21 protein-coding genes are annotated in these 21,352 nt (G+C 33.1%); 12 read left to right on the top strand and 9 right to left on the bottom strand.

What is annotated here, in order from left to right:
- The first annotated feature begins 71 nt into the window (after positions 1 to 71).
- The 4 genes from EM308_RS10155 to EM308_RS10140 all read left to right on the top strand — a co-directional run bounded on the left by EM308_RS10155 (position 72) and on the right by EM308_RS10140 (position 3,282).
- Positions 72 to 596 (top strand): hypothetical protein, encoded by a 525-nt coding sequence (locus EM308_RS10155; RefSeq protein ID WP_035640123.1) that lies wholly within the window; start codon positions 72 to 74, stop codon positions 594 to 596.
- A 70-nt stretch (positions 597 to 666) separates the two neighbouring features.
- Positions 667 to 1,194 (top strand): superoxide dismutase family protein, encoded by a 528-nt coding sequence (locus EM308_RS10150; protein ID WP_035640125.1) that lies wholly within the window; start codon positions 667 to 669, stop codon positions 1,192 to 1,194.
- A gap of 150 nt (positions 1,195 to 1,344) precedes the next feature.
- Complete coding sequence (locus tag EM308_RS10145; RefSeq protein ID WP_231560040.1) at positions 1,345 to 1,941, top strand: YdeI/OmpD-associated family protein; 597 nt, start codon at positions 1,345 to 1,347, stop codon at positions 1,939 to 1,941.
- A gap of 132 nt (positions 1,942 to 2,073) precedes the next feature.
- Positions 2,074 to 3,282 (top strand): LETM1-related biofilm-associated protein, encoded by a 1,209-nt coding sequence (locus tag EM308_RS10140; protein ID WP_035640126.1) that lies wholly within the window; start codon positions 2,074 to 2,076, stop codon positions 3,280 to 3,282.
- 62 nt (positions 3,283 to 3,344) lie between these two features.
- Here the strand turns inward: EM308_RS10140 and can are convergent, their stop codons facing one another.
- The 4 genes from can to EM308_RS10120 all read right to left on the bottom strand — a co-directional run bounded on the left by can (position 3,345) and on the right by EM308_RS10120 (position 6,922).
- Positions 3,345 to 3,986 (bottom strand): carbonate dehydratase, encoded by a 642-nt coding sequence (can, locus tag EM308_RS10135; RefSeq protein WP_035640127.1) that lies wholly within the window; start codon positions 3,984 to 3,986, stop codon positions 3,345 to 3,347.
- Between the two features lie 87 nt (positions 3,987 to 4,073).
- The gene (locus tag EM308_RS10130; protein WP_035640191.1) at positions 4,074 to 5,708 is read right to left on the bottom strand and encodes a SulP family inorganic anion transporter; all 1,635 of its coding nucleotides are present in this window, start codon (positions 5,706 to 5,708) and stop codon (positions 4,074 to 4,076) included.
- Between the two features lie 300 nt (positions 5,709 to 6,008).
- Positions 6,009 to 6,308, bottom strand: coding sequence for a hypothetical protein (locus EM308_RS10125; RefSeq protein ID WP_035640128.1), 300 nt, complete (start codon positions 6,306 to 6,308; stop codon positions 6,009 to 6,011).
- Between the two features lie 134 nt (positions 6,309 to 6,442).
- On the bottom strand, positions 6,443 to 6,922 hold the full coding sequence (locus EM308_RS10120; protein ID WP_035640129.1) for a Dps family protein: 480 nt from the start codon (positions 6,920 to 6,922) through the stop codon (positions 6,443 to 6,445).
- Positions 6,923 to 7,098: 176 nt separating this feature from the next.
- Between EM308_RS10120 and EM308_RS10115 the strand changes: the two genes are divergently transcribed.
- Positions 7,099 to 8,040 carry a LysR substrate-binding domain-containing protein gene (locus EM308_RS10115; RefSeq protein ID WP_035640130.1) on the top strand — a complete coding sequence of 314 codons (942 nt, stop codon included), beginning with the start codon at positions 7,099 to 7,101 and terminating at the stop codon, positions 8,038 to 8,040.
- A 152-nt stretch (positions 8,041 to 8,192) separates the two neighbouring features.
- Here the strand turns inward: EM308_RS10115 and EM308_RS10110 are convergent, their stop codons facing one another.
- Together EM308_RS10110 and mnmD are read right to left on the bottom strand one after the other, a co-directional pair.
- A complete protein-coding gene (locus tag EM308_RS10110; protein WP_035640132.1) occupies positions 8,193 to 8,390 on the bottom strand; it encodes a hypothetical protein in 198 nt (65 codons plus the stop codon).
- A 149-nt stretch (positions 8,391 to 8,539) separates the two neighbouring features.
- Positions 8,540 to 9,199, bottom strand: coding sequence for a tRNA (5-methylaminomethyl-2-thiouridine)(34)-methyltransferase MnmD (gene mnmD / locus EM308_RS10105; protein WP_035640134.1), 660 nt, complete (start codon positions 9,197 to 9,199; stop codon positions 8,540 to 8,542).
- Positions 9,200 to 9,510: 311 nt separating this feature from the next.
- On the opposite strand from mnmD, the gene EM308_RS10100 reads away from it, so the two are divergent.
- Positions 9,511 to 10,578 (top strand): branched-chain amino acid aminotransferase, encoded by a 1,068-nt coding sequence (locus tag EM308_RS10100; RefSeq protein ID WP_035640136.1) that lies wholly within the window; start codon positions 9,511 to 9,513, stop codon positions 10,576 to 10,578.
- A 144-nt stretch (positions 10,579 to 10,722) separates the two neighbouring features.
- Here EM308_RS10100 and EM308_RS10095 read toward each other — a convergent pair whose 3' ends face one another.
- Positions 10,723 to 11,103: a pyrophosphohydrolase domain-containing protein gene (locus tag EM308_RS10095; RefSeq protein ID WP_035640137.1), complete on the bottom strand. Its 381-nt coding sequence runs from the start codon at positions 11,101 to 11,103 to the stop codon at positions 10,723 to 10,725.
- 377 nt (positions 11,104 to 11,480) lie between these two features.
- Positions 11,481 to 13,517, bottom strand: coding sequence for a dipeptidyl-peptidase 3 family protein (locus tag EM308_RS10085; protein WP_035640139.1), 2,037 nt, complete (start codon positions 13,515 to 13,517; stop codon positions 11,481 to 11,483).
- Positions 13,518 to 13,828: 311 nt separating this feature from the next.
- On the opposite strand from EM308_RS10085, the gene EM308_RS10080 reads away from it, so the two are divergent.
- From EM308_RS10080 to EM308_RS10065, 4 genes are read left to right on the top strand one after another with little or no spacing between them, the layout of a single operon-like run.
- A complete protein-coding gene (locus EM308_RS10080; protein ID WP_051877889.1) occupies positions 13,829 to 15,067 on the top strand; it encodes an SRPBCC family protein in 1,239 nt (412 codons plus the stop codon).
- 59 nt (positions 15,068 to 15,126) lie between these two features.
- Positions 15,127 to 15,669 carry an RNA polymerase sigma factor gene (locus EM308_RS10075; protein ID WP_035640142.1) on the top strand — a complete coding sequence of 181 codons (543 nt, stop codon included), beginning with the start codon at positions 15,127 to 15,129 and terminating at the stop codon, positions 15,667 to 15,669.
- A 33-nt stretch (positions 15,670 to 15,702) separates the two neighbouring features.
- On the top strand, positions 15,703 to 16,131 hold the full coding sequence (locus EM308_RS10070) for a hypothetical protein (RefSeq protein WP_035640143.1): 429 nt from the start codon (positions 15,703 to 15,705) through the stop codon (positions 16,129 to 16,131).
- A 19-nt stretch (positions 16,132 to 16,150) separates the two neighbouring features.
- Positions 16,151 to 16,651, top strand: coding sequence for a sensor of ECF-type sigma factor (locus EM308_RS10065; protein WP_231926264.1), 501 nt, complete (start codon positions 16,151 to 16,153; stop codon positions 16,649 to 16,651).
- Between the two features lie 51 nt (positions 16,652 to 16,702).
- On the opposite strand, the gene EM308_RS10060 is transcribed toward EM308_RS10065, so the two are convergent.
- Positions 16,703 to 17,767 (bottom strand): WD40/YVTN/BNR-like repeat-containing protein, encoded by a 1,065-nt coding sequence (locus tag EM308_RS10060; protein ID WP_035640144.1) that lies wholly within the window; start codon positions 17,765 to 17,767, stop codon positions 16,703 to 16,705.
- A 113-nt stretch (positions 17,768 to 17,880) separates the two neighbouring features.
- Here EM308_RS10060 and EM308_RS10055 point away from each other — a divergent pair, with 113 nt between their 5' ends.
- Complete coding sequence (locus EM308_RS10055; protein WP_035640145.1) at positions 17,881 to 19,209, top strand: hypothetical protein; 1,329 nt, start codon at positions 17,881 to 17,883, stop codon at positions 19,207 to 19,209.
- A 126-nt stretch (positions 19,210 to 19,335) separates the two neighbouring features.
- The gene (locus tag EM308_RS10050; protein ID WP_035640147.1) at positions 19,336 to 21,306 is read left to right on the top strand and encodes a KUP/HAK/KT family potassium transporter; all 1,971 of its coding nucleotides are present in this window, start codon (positions 19,336 to 19,338) and stop codon (positions 21,304 to 21,306) included.
- The last annotated feature ends 46 nt before the right edge of the window (positions 21,307 to 21,352 follow it).

Raw genomic sequence — 21,352 nt, 5'->3', positions numbered from 1 at the left:
AAGTTTGCCCTGATTTCAAATTTGCTTTTTATGAAAGGTATGGTTATTTTTGGTAAAAAAGAAAAAACGATATGACACTATTAGGAATAGGTTCCAGAATTGAACACCCAGAATATGGAAAAGGAGTAATAACCAATGTATCTTCCAAAGAATATTGGGTAACGTTTATAGAAAATGGTCTGGAAACCATTCCATTAAACGACGAGTTTAAAGTAATTGAAGCTACTGTGGACGAAGTAGATACTGTAAGTTTTTCTGAAGTGGAACAAACCTTACGAGACCTTCTGAAAAAATGGTCGGATGTATCCGAAATTGTACCAATTGGTGATAAATGGAAAGGTGGAAAATTGATTTTGGAACCAGGTCAGCCTGGATTGGCATCCAAAGAAATTCCAATTGACACTTTTTTCCATAAAATCATAATGGTTCGTGACCGCCTGCGTGTAATGGAACAAAAAATTAACAGCAGCAAAATAGAAGAAATTGAAAAAATAGAATTACAGCAATACATCACCCGTATTTATGGCAGCTTAACTTCATTCAACATATTGTTTAAGTCGCCAACAAACCATTTTGTGGGAGAAAAGTCAAAATAGATTTTAGAGAAATTGATTATTCCCCTTTTTTATAACTAATTTTATGTCCCAATTAATCTTTTTTTAAACCATGAAAAAAATAATCTTTTCTACCGCGGTAATTGTCGCCTTAATCATTGGCTGCAAATCCAGCAACAAATCAAGCGATTCAAAAAAACTAGACCTTACTTTTGAAGCCAAAAGTAATAGCAAAGTAACAGGAACAGCCTCTTTTACAGAAAAAAACGGCAAAGTGACTTTTGTTGCAAAAATTGCCGGATTGCAACCTGGAATTCACGCTATCCACATTCATGAAAAATCAGATTGTTCTGCTGCCGATGGAAGTTCTGCCGGAGGACACTGGAACCCAACTTTCAAAAAACACGGAAAATGGGGCGAAGGTGAATACCACAAAGGAGATATTGGCAATTTTACCGCTGATGCAAAAGGAAACGGAACCATCACTTTGACTACAGATCAATGGTGTATTGGTTGCGGAGATGCTACAAAAGACATTATGGGCAAAGGACTTATAGTTCATCAAGGTGCCGATGATTTTGTATCACAACCTGCCGGAAATGCTGGAGCAAGAGTAGCTTGTTCTGCAATAATAAAATAACAGGACTGGACTATCCATAACTAATACCAAACAGTTTAAATTAGCCACAGATTAAAAAGATTATCACAGATTTTTTGATAGTTGCTATAAAATCTGTGATAATCTTTTTAATCTGTGGCAAAAATATTCTGGCACAATTTACGGACATTCATGAAAAATAATATGGAAAATCTTTTGAAAAAAGAAAAAGAACATCTCTATTTCAAAAACGCATCAGATTGGCGAGAATGGCTTCACGAGAACCATCACTTGTCAACTGGTGTTTATTTGATTTTCTATAAAGTAGGTAGTCCTTTTGAAAGTATGCGTTGGGAAGAAGCCGTACAGGTGGCGATTTGCTACGGATGGATTGATTCTACCGTCAAAAATATTGACGAACATAGTCGAAAACAGACTTTTTCTCCTAGAAAAAACAAAAGTGTCTGGAGCAAACTCAACAAAACTTATATCGAAAAACTTATCGCCGAAAATCTAATGCACGAAAGTGGCTTGGCAAAAATTGAAATTGCCAAACAAAATGGCTCTTGGAATTCATTAGATGCTGTTGAAGATTTAATACTTCCAGAAGATTTGGCTCAGGCATTCGAACAAAACAATATTGCTTTTGAAAACTACAAAAACTTTAGCCCTTCGTACCGAAAAGGATATTTATATTGGCTCAATCAAGCCAAAAGACCCGAAACGAGAAGCAATAGAATTACCACAATCGTTAATCTTTGCCAACTAAATAAAAAATCAAGGGACTGATTCCCAAAACTTAATTCTGAGGAAAAGAAAAATCAAAATTTCACAAAAATTGACAAAGAACTCGTTTTATAAATCTAAGACTTAACCTTTGCTAAATAAAAAAACATAGCTTTGCAAAATCAAAACTAAGCAATGATTAACCCTTCGGCATCTGGTTGGATAGATAAATTCTTTACAAAACTAAAGTTCTCAGAACACCCTGTTTCTGAAACGGAAGACCTATATTACCAAAAACTAAGAGATACCGGTTTTATCTACGGTCATATCATTTCTTTTGATACCCCTTTTGAAATAAAAACCAAAGGCTGGTTCAAAGAAGAAATTTCCAAAATTGCCTTATTAAATGCATTATACGGTATTTTTTCATTAACAAATAAAGAAAAAAAGCCTTCACTATTTATTGAAAAAGCCTATGCTTTCTATCGAGAAATGCATCCGGAAGGTTTCAGCCTATTCAAAAAAATATTATCCAAAAGCAATACTTCTTTAACCTTAGAAGAAATAATCGGGCAACGCGTGCAGACAAATGAAAGTATAATCAATAAAAACTTTTCTCATTTGGTTACCAATGCGCTGCTTTTTATTGATGTTTTGGCTTTTCGCCAATATTTGATTCATGGAAAAATTCCCGAAAAATATTTTAAAAGAATTGAAGAAACCATTGTCAATATCGTGACTCTGGCTTTAAAAATAAAAACAAACAAATCTCAATACGACGATTTGTTAATTAAATTATTTGAAGCTTCTATCCGATACAGCAAGTTTTCCAAAAAGGAAAATATTACCTTGGAAAATTTGGATTTAGATTACTTCAATGCCGAATTGGAGAAAAAATACCTGATTGATATTGCAGGAATGGCGTTGTGGAGCGATGGTGTTATCGAAAATAACGAAGCTTACTTTTTGCACAAACTATCTCAAAGCTTGGCGATTGAAAATGAATTTGTCTCTCAAAGCATTATCAGCACTGACGGATTTATTGCCCAACACAAAAAAGAAATTCCGTATTTTAATTATTCGAATCCGGTAAAACATTTTTACGACCAAACCACAAATAGTGTCATTAAACTTATTACCCGAAATAAAAATAGACTACTGAAGGAAATCATTGAAAGCAAGGAATTAATGGTTCTTTTGGCTTATTCTACCCGCAGGGATCTAAACGAAAAAGAGAAGAAAAAAATAAAAAAACAATTGCTGGACATCTGTAAAACGATTCCGTCACTAACGATTTTTTTACTTCCGGGTGGCAGTTTATTACTCCCGCTTATGATTAAATTTATTCCTACCCTTTTACCTTCAGCATTTAATGAGAACTTAGAACATGAAGATGAAGCATAAAAAAAGCTATCTAAATTGAATTTAGACAGCTTTTTTAACTTTGAATCTGAATTTACCTTAAATTACTTACTGAAATTAAGCTGATACACTTCGTCCAAATCTTTATCTGAACTAAAGTTAACGCCCAAATCGGTAACATATCCAGAATTTAGTCCGTAAACCCAGCCGTGAATACTCACCTCTGAACCGTTTTTCCAAGCCGATTGGATAATGGAAGTTTTGGCTAAATCGAATACTTGTTCTTTTACATTGATTTCTACAAAAGCATTAAAACGCTCTTTCTCATCGGCAATTGAATTCAAATATTTATCATGCAAACGATAAACATCCTTGATGTGTCGAATCCAGTTATCAATAATTCCAATCGAAGCATTTCCCATAGCGGCTTTTACACCACCACAACCATAATGACCGCAAACAATAACATGTTTAACTTTCAAAACATTTACAGCATAATCCAATACGCTTAACATGTTCATATCCGAATGGATAACCATATTGGCAATGTTTCTGTGAACAAAAACTTCACCTGGTTTCGCGCCAATAATTTCGTTGGCGGGAACTCGACTATCAGAACAACCAATCCACAACAAAGGTGGTTGTTGACTTTTGGCTAAATCCTTAAAAAAATCCGGATCGATTTCCAATTGATCAATAACCCATTGTTTATTGTTATCCAATATTTTTTTATAGAAATCACTCATTTTTTTGTCTTTATATTTAGTTATTATTTTAGTTTAAAATTACTATTTAGAACCATATAAATGGCCTTATTTTTTCAAAATCACAAATTACTCTGCAAACACTTCTTTTACAACCTCTTTTTTTACAATTTCTCTTTTAACAAAATCATAATGATGTTCAATGGTTACGTGATTTTGAATTTCTTTGCTATTCTCCAAAGCGTATTCTTGTTTAAATCCTTTCAGTTTTACCATAATATTGCCATCTACGGCTCTTGTTGTTTTGAATTCGTGTATTAAATCCAAAATATCGTGGGCAATATAAACCGTATCTTCGGCATTAATAACCACTTTTGAATTCTCTGGAATATTTGCAAGGGTTAATTTTATTGCCGCTTTATTTAAAAAAGAAACTTCCTGTGCCAAATCAATGTTGATTATATCTCCATCAACATATTCATCTTTTCTAAAACTATAGGCTCTTTTAAGATTACCTCTCAAAATAAACGCGATGCTTATTACAATTCCCAATACAACTCCTTTTAGCAAATCCATAAAAACAACACCCAAAAAAGTGGCTATAAAAGGTAAAAACTGATATTTTCCATAGTCCCAAAAATGCTTAAAAGTTGCTGGTTTAGCCAATTTATAACCAACTAAAATCAGCACAGCTGCCAATGTAGCCAAAGGTATTTTATTCAAAAGAACAGGAATTGAAAGTGCACAAACCAATAATAATACACCATGAATTATGGCCGATAATTTTGATTTTGCACCCGCTGCGTTATTGGCAGATGTACGAACCACTACCGAAGTCATAGGCAATCCGCCCAAAAGTGAACTCACTATGTTTCCTATTCCCTGAGCTCTTAATTCCACATTTGTATTCGTAAAACGTTTGTGAACATCCATTCTGTCTGCAGCTTCAATACATAATAAAGTTTCAATTGAGGCTACAATTGCAATGGTCAAACCTACAACCCAAACTTTTGGATTTGTAATTCCTGCAAAATTTGGCGTAACGATAATTGCTTTAAATTCTTCTACGGTTGTTGGAATTGGCAAAGAAACCAAGTGTTTATTACCGATTGCCAAAGAACTATCGGAAGAAATGAAAAACTCATTTAATAAAACACTAACGATAACTGCAACCAATGCACCGGGAATTAATTTCAACTTTTTCAAAGCAGGCACTTTGTCCCACATAATTAAAATGGCTATCGAAACTAAAGCAATCAAGATAGCTCCCAACTGAACATGATTTAATACTTCAAACAATCCTGAAAACGAAGAAGTTTCATTTCCTTCAAAATCAGAATCATATCCAAAAGCGTGAGGCAATTGTTTCATGATAATGATAACACCAATACCAGCCAACATTCCTTCAATTACATTAGTTGGAAAGTAATTGGAAATACTTCCTGCTCTAATAAAACCCAATGCCAACTGAATCAAACCTGCAATAAAAACAGCGGTTAAGAAAACATCAAAAGCGCCCAAATCCGTTATTGCAGTCAATATGATTGCTGTTAAACCAGCTGCCGGTCCTGAAACACTTAGTTGAGACTGGCTCAGATATCCAACTACTATACCTCCTACAATTCCGGTAATAATTCCAGAAAATAAAGGCGCTCCCGATGCCATGGCAATTCCTAAACAAAGCGGTAACGCTACTAAAAAGACAACCAAACCAGAAGCAAAGTCTGATTTGAAATATGCGAATAAATTATTTTTTTTTGTCATGATATATTTTTTAAAGTTTAAATTCATTTTTTTCCTCAATGCAAGACTGCACTAAAGTGGTAGGAAGACAGTCAATGTCTAAACATTGCTATCCGAAAAAAGAATACCATTTATCATTACAACTATTTTTCTTTATCAAAAAACTCAGTCGATAAAACACTCCAAGAATTGTGAAAAGAAAATAACTACTCTCTAATTTTACTAATAAAATTGGAGTAATTCTGCTATTTAGAAACAATAAAATACAAATATGTCTTTTATTTCAAAACAAAATCGCAGATAACAACAAGTGGTAAAAAATTAAACTTTGTTGGGAGGAGGTAAAAATATGGTGGCAGAAATTAAATCATGTCTGGATAAGTTCTCAAAAATTATACGTCCGGAACCTTCTTCTTTATCAAAAAAAGACATCTCCAAAAAAGGATTGTAAGTATAATATTTTATATCATGTTTGATTTCTTCTGCAGAAGAAGAAGTTGAAGTACTGCAATTATCACACAGGCTCGTAGTATCCTTTTCTCTTTCCAGACAAGCCACGATTGTTGGCGCTGCCAAAAACAGAACAAAAAAGATTAATACTATACTTGCAAGACTTCTCATATTTGCAAAAATAGCTGATACAAGTTGAATTAAAAAATTAGTTCTATAAAAAAAAATTATTTTGCATAAAAAAAAACAATAGTCTAACAAATTCGAGGGTTTATTAGACTATTGTTACAATTAAATTATTTTTTTCACAAAGTTTCCTCTAACCATGCATTCATCATCCAAATCGTTTTTTCCTGCTCTACAATAAAATCACTCATCATTGAATTGGTTCCTTCATCATTTATTTCTGATGCTTTGGCAAGAATTTCTCTTTCGATTACCAATAATTTTGAAAGTGAATTAACAATTAACTCAATACTTGCTACGTCATTTGAAATATTTTTCCCAACAGGCAATTGATTGAATTTAATGTAATCTTCAAAAGTATGTAATGGTCTTCCTCCCAGAGTCAAAACTCTTTCGGCAATTAAATCAATTTTCAATTGAGAGTCATTATACAATTCCTCGAATTTAACGTGTAAATCAAAAAATCGTCTTCCTCTGATATTCCAATGCAATCCTCTTAAACTTTGATAATAGATTTGATAATTTGACAAAAGTACATTCAGTTCAACGATTATAACTTCAGTTTCTTCTACAGGTAATCCAATTGTGTTTAGTTTCATAATTTCAGTTTTTTATTAATCTCATTTGGGGCTATTTTATCCAATCTGATAAAGTCATAAAATTACAACAAAGCCCCATATTTTCTAAGCGTTAAATCAAAATTAACTAATAAGCTCGCAAAACAACTATAAAATAAATTGATTGTTTTTATATTTGCATAAAAAATCACTATTCGATGACAATCACACAACTCAAATACGTATTGGCTGTAGCCGAACACAAAAATTTCACTTTGGCTGCCGAAAAATGTTTTGTGACTCAACCTACCTTGAGTATGCAAATTCAAAAAATTGAAGAAGAACTTAATATTCAGATTTTTGATCGTACCAAAAAACCAATTCAACTTACTGATATTGGTCAAAAAATTGTAAGTCAGGCAAAAAACATCGTTAATGAAGCTGACCGCATACAAGACATTGTAGAACAACAAAAAGGTTTCATCGGTGGTGAATTCAGACTCGGAATTATCCCAACCATTATGCCAACTTTGCTCCCTATGTTTTTGAATAATTTTATCAAAAAATACCCAAAAGTAAAGTTAATCATTGAGGAGTTGAATACCGAAGAGATTATTACAAAATTAAAAAATGGGAATCTGGATGCCGCTATTGCAGCCACGCCGCTAGAGGACGAAAAAATCAAAGAAGTTGTTCTGTACTTTGAGCCTTTTGTTGCTTACATACCGGAAAGTAATGCCATTTTTCAAAAGGAAGAAATCGAAATTGACGATCTTAACATCAATGAAATTCTGTTACTTCAGGATGGACATTGTTTTAGGGATGGGATTTTGAATTTATGTAAAAACAGAAATGAAACCGGCTTAAAATCTTTTCAAATCGAAAGTGGTAGTTTTGAAACCTTAATCAAACTTGCCGATGAAGGATTGGGAACAACTTTACTTCCTTATTTACATACCTTGGATCTAAAAGAATCTGACAAATTTAAACTCAGACATTTTAAAGAACCTAAACCAGCTCGAGAAGTGAGTTTAATTTACCCAAAAAGCGAATTAAAGATTCAAATCATCGATGCTCTAAGAAGTAGCATTTCGGGAGTAGTAAAAGGAGCAATTGTTTTTCAAAATGTCCAAATTGTAAGTCCGCTCTTGAAAAAATAATTTATTCATGAAAATTTAAAAATAAATCTCATAGAAATGCATCGTAGAGACGCACTGCAGCGTCTCTACAATGTAATTTAAAAAACAATTCCCCAACAGTCAATAAATTGCAAAAAAAAAGAACCAATTTCTTGGTTCCTTCTATTATAACTTTATGGATTTACAATTATTAAACACTGTTTTAGTTCTGGCTTTTCGATTGTAAAGTTAAACAACCACTCTCTTAATTGATCCAACTCGAAAGGTAAAAGTGTTCTTATTGCTTTTTCTAATTCTTTGCAAAAAAGTACAGGATCAAAACTTACTCTTTCTAACACAGACTTTGTGTAATCAAACATTACTTTAGACATAAATTAAGATTTTATTGGGGTTATATCTTCATTTTAACGTGATGTAAAAGTACATTATTTTCACATACAACATTCTTTTTTAACATAGAAATATAAAAATTATAACGTTTTCGATGTAGTTTTATATTAAAATATGGAGGTGAAAAAAATCACTTCCTTGCCCTGAACATCTCCCTTTTTCCGGGTGGTCCGGCTAGTTTTTCGACTGTAAAACCTACTTCCTGCATGCTCCTTTTTACAACACCGCGTGCGGCATAAGTAACTAATACAGAATTTGGTTTAAGCGCTTTATACATTTTTTCAAATATTGCAGTACTCCATAATTCGGGTTGGACACGATAACCGAAAGCATCGAAATAAATCAAATCAAATTGTTCTATATCGTCTATGTTTTCAAAAAACTGTTTTCTTTTTGTCAAAGAAAAAGTTTCGGTCAATTTATTTTTCTCCTCCCAATTTACCGAATGTATTTTTGCAAAAACATCCTTAGAATCCTCTGCATCCAATTCTTCTAAATAATTCATCGCCTGAAGTTCATGCTCCGAAACCGGATACGCTTCTACTCCAACATAATCAATAGTTTGCCCAAATCCTTTTGCTTCCAAATAAGTTATAAAAGTATTCAAACCAGTTCCGAATCCAATTTCGAGAATTGAAACTTTTTGATTTGGAAATAATGCCAATCCATTTTTGATAAATACATGTTTAGCTTCCTGAATAGCACCATGTTTCGAATGGTAACATTCATTCCAATCTTTTATTTGAATAGTCGTTGAACCATCCTGAGTACGAATAATTTCTCTTTCCAAAATATGTTTTTTGAGTTAATATAGTATTACCGAACACTATAATGTTTTCAAAATTAAATAAAAGAATTTCTTATCATTACCCAAAAGCTAAATTTTTTTATATAATCCATATAATTTTACTACATTTTTCTAATAAAATTATATAATAATTAAATCACAGTCAAACTCCATAATTAATGATTTTTTCACAAGTTTTTCTCTGATTTTTATTTAATTTTGCAATCGATATTACCGCCAACAAAAACTTTTTTTCGTTGAAACCGTTTTATTAGCCAAAGAATATTTTTTTAAAACAATATAAGTAAATAATTATGAGTACCCCTCAAACAAACACAATCGAAATAATAAAAGCAACTACTACAAAAATAAATGAAGTTGATTTTGATCATTTAAGCTTTGGAGCAGTATTCACGGACCATTTATTTGAATGTGATTACGTTAATGGAGAATGGCAACAACCTGTTATTAAGCCGTATGCACCTTTCTTACTTGATCCATCTGCAAAAGTTTTTCATTATGGACAAGCCATTTTTGAAGGCATGAAAGCTTATAAAGACACCAATGATGATATTTGGCTTTTTAGACCTGATGAAAATTACAAACGTTTTAATTCTTCGGCAGTAAGAATGGCTATGCCAGAAGTTCCAGAATTTATTTTCATGGAAGGATTGAAACAATTATTAAAATTGGATGAGGCTTGGGTAAAAAAAGGAAATGGAAGCACGATGTACATCAGACCATTTATGATTGCTACAGGACCAGGCGTTGTTGCCAACCCGTCAGACGATTATAAATTCATGATATTACTTTCTCCTGCAAAAGCATATTACTCAGGTGAAGTAAAAGTATTAATTGCCGAGCATTATAGTAGAGCAGCAAACGGTGGTATTGGTGCTGCAAAAGCTGCAGGAAACTACGCTGCTCAGTTCTACCCTACTACTTTGGCGAATAAAGAAGGATTCCAACAAGTTATCTGGACAGACGATGCTACACATACAAAACTGGAAGAAGCCGGTACAATGAACGTGTTCTTTAGAATAAATGATACTTTGTTGACGGCTCCGGTAAGTGAACGTATCTTGGACGGTATTACTAGAAAAAGTCTTATTGACATGGCCAAAAAAGAAGGAATTTCGGTAGAGGTTCGTCCTGTTTTGGTTTCTGAATTGGTTGAAGCTTCAAAAAACGGAACTTTAAAAGAGATTTTTGGTGCGGGTACTGCTGCCGTTGTTAATCCAATTGCCGGTTACTCTTATAAAGAAGTATATTATGAATTGCCAAAACTTGAAAATTCATTTGCTTCATTATTGAAAGAAAAGCTAACAAATCTTCAAAATAAACTTAGCGAAGATACTTTTGGTTGGACAGTTAAGGTTTAGATTTCAGATTGCAGAATTTAGATTTTAGATATAAAAAAAGCGATTTTCAATATGAAAATCGCTTTTTTTATGGTTGATTATATTTTTGGAATTAAATTTCATCCCAAACAACAAACTAAAAACCAAAAACAATAAACATAAATATCAAATGAGTTTTGAAAAATCAGGTTTAAAATAATTAGGGCCTTTCATCACTTTTCCGTCTTCTCTATAAATTGGATTTCCATCTTCACCCAATTTACTCATATTCGATCTTTGAATTTCATCAAAAACAGCTTCAATTTTATGCTGTAAACCGTGCTCAATAATTGTCCCGCAAAGAATATACATCATATCTCCAAGAGCATCGGCAATTTCTACCAAATCGTTATTCTGAACAGCTTCCAGATATTCTTCATTTTCTTCTTTCATCAAATTATAGCGAAGCCTGTTTTTTTCTTCGCCCAAACTAGCAATTGGTGTTTCGCTATGCCCTATCCTAAATGCCGTATGAAATTCTTTAACAGCGTTGATTTGTTTTTGCATCCTATTTAATTATTGATTTGAAATGGAAAAATAACAACTTTTTCTAAACTATTGCCTAAATTTGCCGAAAATTATTCAAACATGTTCAGTCAAGGTCAATTACTATTTGCGCTCTGTTTTTTTATAGCTTTCGTTATTGCAATGGTCTTTGCTTATCGAAAAGATGCAAACCTTCACAAAGTATTTTACAAAGGAAATTATAAAATATTAATTGGATTCCTGTTATTCATTGGTCTTTTATTTATTATCAAAATTTACTTTAAGCATTAAAAAAAGATGCTAAGTTACTAAGTATCTAAGATGCTAAGATGTTTTTAAATCTTAGAATCCCAAAAACTTAGAGACTTAGCAACTTAGAATCTTAGCCTCTTTAAACCTTAATTCTCCAAAGGCAAATAACCGTAGTCTTTAGAATACTTCAGCATTTGTTCAGCAAATGATTTTGGTTGTTGTACGGATATCGAAATAATCTCTCCTTTGGCGTTATATTTTGGAACCAAAATCGGATTTACAAAACCACTATAAGGAGCGTCAGGAAATTGTTTGTTGCGTTCCAATATTTCGGCATGCAATTTTTGATCCACTTTCACACCATAGTTTTCCACCAATGCTTTCCCTGCCTCAAAATCACCTTCTGATTTAATTCGTTGCACTTCTTTTAACAATTGCCCGAATAATTCGTGCAATTTATCATAATCATTGATATTAAAGTAGGTTTTGCCATTACGGGTAACCTTTTCTATAACATTGTCTTTTTTACCTTTTTCAAAAACCCAAGCGCTTACCATTTGACGGTTTCTCATGTGAGATTCCTCTATATTGTCGCCCAACTTTAAACGAATCAATTGGGTCATCAAACCGTTTCTGATATAATTATCGTAACTCTGCATCCCTAGTTCTTTCCAATTGTCTACCAAGCCAATTTCCTGTATTTTAGGGCTATATAAATAATACAATCCCACTAAATCGGCTCTTCCTTCTTCCAATGCTGAAGCATAATTTTTCAAAGTTTGCTTTGGAGTTCCAACACCAGGATTAAGTTGACCAGAGGCATGGCCTACCACTTCATGCAAAGAAGTAAGCAATTTGCTCCCCAATTCACCATATTTTTCAGCGAGTCTGATTTCTTCAGCATCATTTGCAAATTCCTGCAACCTTCCTTTACCTCCAGCTTTAGAATTAGCATCAATAATATTCCCGAGAGAAACCGATTTGGAACCGTGAGCTGCACGAATCCAATCTGCATTTGGCAAATTCACACCAATTGGCGTACTTGGTGATGTAGACCCAGACTCACCAGCTACCACAACCGTTTTATAGGAAACTCCAACTACATTTTTCTTTTTATGTTCAGGTGCCAATGGAGAATGGTCCTCAAACCATTGCGCATTTTTGGATACGACTTCCATTTTTTTAGACATATCAAAATCCTTGATTTGAACAATCGATTCATACGAAGCTCTGTATCCCAGCGGATCTTTATACACTTCGATAAAACTGTTGATGTAATCAATATTACCTTCGGTCGCTTGCGACCAGGCAATATTATAATCATCCCAAGTTTTAAGATCTCCCGTTTTATAATATTGAATTAAAAGTCCGATGGCATCTCCTTGCTTTTTATTTTCAGCCACTTTTTGGGCTTTTTGAAGCCAATAAATAATTTTATCAATCGCTGCCCCATACATTCCGCCACTTTTCCAAACTTTTTCTTCTAATTGGCCATTTGCATTGCGAACCAATTTTGAATTCAAACCAAAAGAATAAGGTTCCTTTGGATTCGGACTTTTCTTAGTAGCATAAAATGCCTCTACATCCTTTTGCGTGATTCCTTTATCGTAGAAATTCACGGCAGAACCTTCCAACAATCCTTTTGAGGCATCAAGATTTACTCTTTTCGAATCAACATCATTAAATAAAATAGCAACAATTTCGGGTGCCAAATTGGTTTTTGTAGCTTTCAACAGCGTATTAAAATAATCTATTGAAAAATCCGGTTTAATTTTATCGCTTGAATAATGATGATGAATCCCGTTTGAAAACCAAACCCGTTTTAGATAAACTTCAAAATTTTTCCAATCGGCAGTGTTTTTATCTCCTTTATAGTTTTGATAAATATTCTCTAAAGCTTTTCGGATTTTCAAATTGTATCGATAGTGCTGATCCCACATTATGTCACGACCAGAATATCCCGCCTGTGTTAGATAATAAACCAATTCCTGCTCTTTTAAGCTAAGATTTTCCCAACCCGGAATTTGATAATGTAAAACTTTAATGTCCGAAAACTGCTCTACAGTAAAATCAAAAGAAGCTTTCTCATTCGATTTTACAACTGCTTTCTTATCAGATTGCGCACTAGCACTGACAGAAATAGCAAAAAAAACAAATAGACCAGCTATTTTAAATAATTTCATTTATATTTTCTTTAAATGTTAAACAAACAAATGCTCAACAAATATACTGATTATGTAAACAAACAATAAAAACACAAACAATAATAATTCCGATTTTAACAATTCATCAATAACAGCCATTCTACTATTCATAAATAAAAAACAAGAAAAACACATTATACATTGTAAAAACAAATCGATTTTTAGGCCAAATTCATTTCAGCGAATAGAAAATGAGCAAAAAACAAAATGGTTTTCGCATTTTATTTCTTGTTTTAATAGTATAATTAATTAAATTTTTAACTTTACAACAGAAAAACAATTACCCCATCATGAGAATTATCAAATACCTTTTTCTTTTATTTCTATTAAGCCTTGTGGCTCTCACCATATATATTGCAACACAAAAAGGAAATTACACCGTAAAAAGCAGCAAACTGATTAATTCTCCAAAAGCTACCGTTTTTGGTTATGTAAATGATTATAAAAACTGGCAAAAATTTAATTCATGGATTTCTGATGATAAGGATATAAAATTGTCTTATTCGCCAGCAACTTCTGGCAATGGAAGCACATTAACCTGGGAAGGGAGCGACAATACTGGAAACATCCAGACTTTGTACACAAAAGGAAATGATAGTATTGTGCAAAAAATGGAATTTAACGGTTCACCATCAGGTGTTTTTTGGGCTTTTAAAGACACTGTGGGCGGAACGAAAGTAACATGGAAATCTGTCGGGAAAATGGATTTTTTATCAAAAGTAAATGCCTTCTTTTATGGAAAACCTCAAAAAAAATTAACCACAGTTTACGACAAATGCCTTGTCGATTTAAACAAAAGCCTTGATATAGACAACACCACTTATGATATAAAAATCGATGGTATTGTAAAAAAACTGCAAACATTCTATTTGAGACAATCCTTCACAAGCAAAATATCAGATATCACCCGAAATGCAAATGCTGTTTTCTATAAAATAACAACATTTTGTAACCAAAATAACATCCCCCTTAACGGAAGACCTTTTATTATTTATCACGATTACGACACCATCAAAAACGTAACGAGGGTTTCATTTTGCATCCCCATAAAAGAGCAGATTTTTACGAGTCAAGGAAGTGATATCCTATCTGGAAAACTTGACGCTTTTGTAGCATTAAAAACAAGACTTAACGGAAATTACTCATACAAAAACGAGGCTTTAAAAAAGACTATCGAATATACAACTAACAAAAAAATAGTTACCGGGATTCCTTTTTCGCATTTGGAGATATTCACTATTGGCAAAAATGAAAACATGAACCCTTCAAAATGGCAAACCGATATTTATTTCCCACTGGCACCAAAAACTGTTGCCGCTCCTGTTTATAAAAGAGTAATAAATGACAGTATTGCGACTGCAAATAGACGTACAACGATAAATACAGAGGAACCAAAAACACCAGTTTACAAAGCTCCTGTTACTAAAGTTCCCGTTTACAAAGCGCCAGTTAACAAGACTCCTGTTAATAAAGCACCAGTAGAAAAAGAACCCGCAAATAAAAAAAATCAGGAAGATTTCGAATTTTAGTTTCAAATCGGATTAAACCTTTTTGATTCATTTGTATCTAAGTTTAAAAGCAGGACAAATTGCAGGACGAAAAGGAATTTATCGATAGTTTATTGAACGCTAAAACGCAAAATCAAGCGTTTCAAAAGCTCTTGCATGATTATCAAAAACCGCTGTACAATCACATTCGGAATATTGTTTTGAGCCACGATGATGCAGATGATGTTTTACAAAACACATTTGTAAAAGTTTTTCAAAACCTAAAAAACTTTAAAGGCGAAAGCAAACTATTTTCTTGGATGTATCGTATTGCAACCAATGAAGCACTGACTTTTCTAAATCAAAAAGCTAGGAAATCCGGAATTTCATCGGTTGAATTACAAAACAAAACAATTGACAACTTAAAAGCCGACATTTATTTTGACGGCAACGAAATTCAGCTCAAATTGCAAAAAGCAATAGCAGAATTACCAGAAAAACAACAACTAGTCTTCAAGATGAAATATTTTGAAGATTTAAAATACGAAGAAATATCAGAAATACTAGGAACATCTGTGGGCGCATTAAAAGCTTCTTATCATCATGCCGTGAAAAAAATTGAAGCTTTTGTATCCTACAATTAAACCTTTTAGCTTCTAATTAGTCGAATATATATTATGAAAACATTTAACTTAGAAAACGGACCAAAAATAGATTCAGGGTTCAAAACCCCTGACAACTACTTTGAAAATTTCTCGGCGAATCTGATTCAAAAATTACCAACAGAAACATTACCCGAAGAAACGAAAGTAATATCTATTTTCAGAAAAAGAAAAAACATATTTATGGCCGTAGCAGCAGTTTTGGTACTTGCGCTCATGATTCCTATAGCTTATCGTGCTAACACAACAAACAAAGAAGTTGACTCAGCAACATTGGAAAATTATTTAACCCAAGAAACCAATCTGAGTCAATACGAACTAATTGGGGAAATTGAACCTGAAAACAGTAACCTTATTTCTCCTCAAAAGAAAATAAAACACGAAACCATTGAAGATGTTTTGGCTACAAATCCAAATATCGAAAATTTGATTATTGAAAATTAAAACTCAAAATTCCACATAAATGAATACCATAAACAAAACAAATACCATGTGCCTAAAAAAACTGTTTCCGATACTTTTTTTGCTTCTAACTTTTAATTTTTATGGACAAAACGACAAATCCAAAGACGATAATTTTAAAGAAAAGAGAGAGCAAATAAAAGCAATGAAGGTAGCCTTTTTGACAACTGAGCTTGACCTTACCTCAAGCGAAGCTGAAAAATTCTGGCCAATCTACAATACTTTTGATGACAAACAATTTGAATTAAGACATCAAAAAATGAAAGGCATTTTTAAAAGAATGCAAGATAGTGAACTTGATAAAATGTCTGAAAAAGAAGCCGCAGCCCTTTTGAATCAAATTCAAGATAACGAAGAAGACCTTTTCAATCTAAGAAAGAAATTCATCAGTAACCTCAAAGGAATTCTGCCTTCGGTAAAAATCATCAAATTTAAAAAAGCAGAAGAAGATTTTGGTAGAAAACTGCTTCAACAGTATAAAGACAAAGGAGCTAAAAAATAGTTTCCAATTAATTTGATCCAATTCCCGTTTTAGAAATAAAGCGGGATTTTTTTATTTAAACCGAATCCTAATCATTTTATTTCGTCCAGCTGCAATAGCCGTAGTTTCATCAACAAATCGAATGGTGTATAAACCTGGATCTTTACTAAACTGTACCCAATTCGCACCGCCATCTGCGGAATAATATATCCCCGAAGCACCAACGGTAACAATCCCTTTTCCGCCACTCTTAGGAACATATTGAACACAGGAAGTATAACCAAAAGCTTTTTTATCGGCGATAAGTTTCCAAGTTTTCCCTCCATCATTGGTTACTGCTTTATTATCTGAATTTTGATTTGGTAACTCATAATCACCTCCAGAAATAAATCCTTTTTTAGAATCATAAAAATCGGCAGTAAAAACCCCAGTCATTTGTTTCCCCTGCACGATTGGCGTATCATAAACACTCCATGAATTTCCTTTGTCCGGAGAATAAAAAACTCTCGATTTCTTTCCACCCGAAACAATCCACGCATTATTTCCTTTCACAATTATATTTGTATTGCTTGCCGCAAAATGCGCTTCTCCTTCAAAAATTTTTGGAAGTTTGTTATCCGGCAATTTGGTCCATGTTTTTCCTCCATCAATTGTTTTTATTATTGATAGGCAATCTGTAATTGGATCACCAATTGCTATTCCTTCCTTTTCGTTCCAAAACTGCATACTATCATAAAACACCTTTTCATTATTTTCTTGATAAACCAATTGGGATTTCTTTCCATCTTTTGTAATTTGATACAACAAAGCAGGATTGGCGACACTCAATATATAGATATAATCTAGGGTTTTGGCTATACTTCTGAATTCAATTTTTGAAGCACCTTCAGCAATACTATTTTCAAATTTTTTATTGGATTTTAAATCATAAAAGCCGTAACGATTCTTATCAGCTGCATACCAAATCTTATTTTGATCCAGCACTATTGCCCTGATACTAATCTCATCCTGAAAGAGTGTATCTATCTGGGTAGAGATAAAACGAATTGATTTTGTTTTAACACTATTCGAGTTCTGAGCACCCACAAAACACAAACCACTCAGAAACAGCATAATCACAAGAGAAATCCTCATCATAACTTCTTTATTTTTTTCAAATATATAATTTTAACAGAAATACATTGCCGATATTATTCATTTCTGGCACAATTGTTGTAGATATCCTAACACAAACAATAACCTATTAAGCCATGAAAACTAAATTTAACATTACCGCCATAATCGCAATCTTTTTTTCCTTTACCTCTTGTGCTCAAAACAGAACTCTAGTTAGTGCTACAAGCTCTGAAATAAGTGACAACTTAGACTTAACCGCTGTGTCTTCCATCTTTGGAGAATCAGAAAACTTAAGCGATTTTGAAAGAAGACTTAACGACCCAAAATTACAAATCTCAAATTTAGACTTAAATAACGATAATCGTGTTGATTATTTAAGAGTAATTGAATCTGTAGAAAACAGCACACACGTAGTAGTTATTCAATCTGTTATCGGACGCGATTTATACCAAGATGTTGCTACTATCGAAATCGAAAAAGACAGATCAAACAAAGTTTCGATTCAAATAGTTGGGAACGCTTATATTTATGGACAAAACTACATTTATGAACCCGTATATTATACTGCTCCTAGAATTTACGCCTCTTTTTGGGTTAACTTTTACAAACCATATTATTCATGTTGGAATTGGAATTATTACCCAACCTATTATTATGCCTGGAATCCTTACCCAGTGTACAGATACAGACAAAATGTATATGGTTGCGTAAATTACCACAACACTTATAACTATGTAAGCTATAGAAGATGTTATAGAGCTCCGGTAATCTACAACACATACAGCTGCAACAGCTACGAAAGACAATACCCTCAATATGCTTTTTCAAGAAGAAACAGCAACTATTCTAATCGATATGAATTAGACCAAAGAAGATACAGCAACAGAAATGAAGGAAATTATTCTAAATATGATTCAAACTATTCAAGAAACAATTCAAATCAAAATTACAACTCACAAAGAGAGTATTCTCAAAACAGAGTAGTAAATCAAAGAGAAGTTTATGCTCCAAGAACAGAATCAGGAAGAGATTACAATCAAAACAGAAACGAATCTCCAAGAGCATACAACCCTCAAAGAAATGAGCAACAAAGAGAATATACTCAAACCAGAACTGAAACTCCAAGAGAATACAACTCTCAAAGAAATGAGCAACAAAGAGAATATGCTCAAAACAGAACCGAATCTCCAAGAGTGTTTACCGCTCAAAGAAGTGAAGAACAAAGAGACAATTCTCAAAACAGAAATGAATCACCAAGAGGTTTTAACGCTCAAAGAAACGAACAACAAAGAGACTATTCTCAAAACAGAAATGAATCCCCAAGAGGTTTAAACTCTCAAAGAAACGAACAACAAAGAGACTATTCTCAAAATAGAAACAATTCATCAAACGAAAGAAATATTCAAAGATCAGAATCTCCAAGAGGTGATTATGCCAGCAGAGGTAGCAACCGAAGAATCTAAAAAATTCAAAAAAACTCAGAAGAGGCTTAATAATAACATATTAAGCCTCTTTTATTATTTTAAGGAATAAGTCATTTTATTTTGTTTAAAAATAGTAAATTTGACGAGTTTTTATAAAAATATTAGATGAGCGCAACGCACAAAGACCTCCATTCAAAATTAACTTTAGGGGGGCTACTAGTTTCTTTGGGAATCATTTATGGAGACATTGGAACCTCTCCATTATACGTAATGAAAGCCATACTTGGTGATTACATAATAAATGCCGATGTAGTTTTAGGGGGTGTATCCTGCGTATTTTGGACACTTACATTACAAACTACAATCAAATATGTCCTTATCACATTAAGTGCAGATAACCACGGGGAAGGAGGGATTTTTGCCTTATATGCCTTGGTTAAAAAAACAAAAATTAAGTGGCTTATTTTCCCCGCAATTATTGGGGGTAGTGCCTTGTTGGCAGACGGAATCATCACCCCTCCCATCTCGGTATCCTCTGCTGTTGAAGGAATGCGAAGTTATTTTCCCCAAATTAATACAGTACCAATAGTAATAGGTATTTTGGTTGTATTGTTTACGATACAACAATTTGGAACCAAACTGGTTGGGCGCTTTTTTGCACCAATGATGCTTTTATGGTTTGGTATGCTCGCGGTTTTGGGGATTAATCAAATTTATATACATCCCGAAGTTTTTAAAGCCATCAACCCATATTACGCTTACCACTTATTAAGTATTCATCCCGAAGGTTTCTTTGTATTAGGTTTTGTATTCCTATGTACAACAGGAGCCGAAGCCTTATACTCAGACATGGGACATTGCGGAAGAAAAAACATTAGAATAAGCTGGATTTTTGTAAAAACAGCTTTAGTTTTGAATTACTTTGGACAAGCTGCTTATTTAATACACCGAGAAGGAACAACACTGAAGGCACTTGGAGGTGATTTTGCTAATCCTTTTTACCTGATAATGCCTGAATGGTTTAAAGGAATAGGAATTGTAATTGCAACGATAGCTACTGTAATTGCATCTCAAGCCCTTATTTCTGGTTCTTTTACTTTGATTAACGAGGCAATGCGACTAAGTTTTTGGCCAAAAGTTAAAATCAAATATCCAACAGAACTTAAAGGTCAATTATATATTCCTTCCATAAACTGGCTATTACTGATTGGCTGTGTAGGTATCGTGCTACATTTTGAAGAGTCTAGCAATATGGAACACGCTTATGGTTTGGCCATTATCTTATGTATGATAATGACGACCGCATTATTGAATTTTTATTTAATAATGAAAAGAGTAAAATGGTACTTTTTTGTACCGTTGATTACCATTTATATGTGTATTGAGTTGAGCTTTTTGGCAGCAAATATCACAAAATTTGCCGAAGGTGGTTACGTAACACTTTTTATCGCCTTAATCCTTATTGGGGTAATGACCATTTGGTACAGAGCTAAACAAATTAATAAAAGCTATACCAAAGTTGTAAAAATTGACGATTACAAAAAAGTATTAAGTGAATTAAGTGCCGATTTATCTATTCCAAAATACGCAACCCATTTGGTTTACATGACAAATGCCAATCGCAGTGATGAAATAGAAGAAAAAGTAATGTTTTCTATTTTGCAAAAAAGACCAAAAAGAGCAGATATCTACTGGTTTGTTCACGTAAACATTCTGTCAGAACCTTATAAAACTGAATATAAAGTACGTGAAATACTTAAAGACGATTTATATAGAGTAGATTTCAATCTTGGATTTAGAGAACCTACCAAAATAAACCTGATGTTCAGGGAAGTAATCAAAGATATGGTAAAAAATGGCGAAGTAGATATTACCAGCCGATACGAATCATTAAATAAAAACAATATCATTGGTGACTTCAAGTTTGTTCTATCCGAGAAATTCCTTTCCCCGGACAGTGATTTATTGTGGCACGAAAAACTAATCATGAACTCTTACTTCCTGATTAAAAAACTGAGTTTATCCGAAGAAAGCGCATTTGGACTTGACAGTAGCTCTGTAAAAATCGAAAAATTCCCAATGGTATTACATCCTCCGGAAAATATAGAACTAACAAGAGTTTTTGTCAAAAGCTAAAACATACACCCAAAAAACACTGTTTAAATAGCAGTGTTTTTTTTTG

This window comes from Flavobacterium gilvum, assembly GCF_001761465.1.
In the GTDB taxonomy this organism is placed as follows: domain Bacteria; phylum Bacteroidota; class Bacteroidia; order Flavobacteriales; family Flavobacteriaceae; genus Flavobacterium; species Flavobacterium gilvum.
This window is presented reverse-complemented; position numbering and strand designations above follow the sequence as displayed.

Bases quoted from the DNA above. Each gene is read 5' to 3' on its own strand.
- EM308_RS10155 (WP_035640123.1), top strand. From the start codon at position 72: ATGACACTATTAGGAATAGGTTCCAGAATTGAACACCCAGAATATGGA.
- EM308_RS10150 (WP_035640125.1), top strand. From the start codon at position 667: ATGAAAAAAATAATCTTTTCTACCGCGGTAATTGTCGCCTTAATCATT.
- EM308_RS10145 (WP_231560040.1), top strand. From the start codon at position 1,345: ATGAAAAATAATATGGAAAATCTTTTGAAAAAAGAAAAAGAACATCTC.
- EM308_RS10140 (WP_035640126.1), top strand. From the start codon at position 2,074: ATGATTAACCCTTCGGCATCTGGTTGGATAGATAAATTCTTTACAAAA.
- can (WP_035640127.1), bottom strand. From the start codon at position 3,986: ATGAGTGATTTCTATAAAAAAATATTGGATAACAATAAACAATGGGTT.
- EM308_RS10130 (WP_035640191.1), bottom strand. From the start codon at position 5,708: ATGACAAAAAAAAATAATTTATTCGCATATTTCAAATCAGACTTTGCT.
- EM308_RS10125 (WP_035640128.1), bottom strand. From the start codon at position 6,308: ATGAGAAGTCTTGCAAGTATAGTATTAATCTTTTTTGTTCTGTTTTTG.
- EM308_RS10120 (WP_035640129.1), bottom strand. From the start codon at position 6,922: ATGAAACTAAACACAATTGGATTACCTGTAGAAGAAACTGAAGTTATA.
- EM308_RS10115 (WP_035640130.1), top strand. From the start codon at position 7,099: ATGACAATCACACAACTCAAATACGTATTGGCTGTAGCCGAACACAAA.
- EM308_RS10110 (WP_035640132.1), bottom strand. From the start codon at position 8,390: ATGTCTAAAGTAATGTTTGATTACACAAAGTCTGTGTTAGAAAGAGTA.
- EM308_RS10100 (WP_035640136.1), top strand. From the start codon at position 9,511: ATGAGTACCCCTCAAACAAACACAATCGAAATAATAAAAGCAACTACT.
- EM308_RS10095 (WP_035640137.1), bottom strand. From the start codon at position 11,103: ATGCAAAAACAAATCAACGCTGTTAAAGAATTTCATACGGCATTTAGG.
- EM308_RS10085 (WP_035640139.1), bottom strand. From the start codon at position 13,517: ATGAAATTATTTAAAATAGCTGGTCTATTTGTTTTTTTTGCTATTTCT.
- EM308_RS10080 (WP_051877889.1), top strand. From the start codon at position 13,829: ATGAGAATTATCAAATACCTTTTTCTTTTATTTCTATTAAGCCTTGTG.
- EM308_RS10070 (WP_035640143.1), top strand. From the start codon at position 15,703: ATGAAAACATTTAACTTAGAAAACGGACCAAAAATAGATTCAGGGTTC.
- EM308_RS10065 (WP_231926264.1), top strand. From the start codon at position 16,151: ATGAATACCATAAACAAAACAAATACCATGTGCCTAAAAAAACTGTTT.
- EM308_RS10060 (WP_035640144.1), bottom strand. From the start codon at position 17,767: ATGATGAGGATTTCTCTTGTGATTATGCTGTTTCTGAGTGGTTTGTGT.
- EM308_RS10055 (WP_035640145.1), top strand. From the start codon at position 17,881: ATGAAAACTAAATTTAACATTACCGCCATAATCGCAATCTTTTTTTCC.
- EM308_RS10050 (WP_035640147.1), top strand. From the start codon at position 19,336: ATGAGCGCAACGCACAAAGACCTCCATTCAAAATTAACTTTAGGGGGG.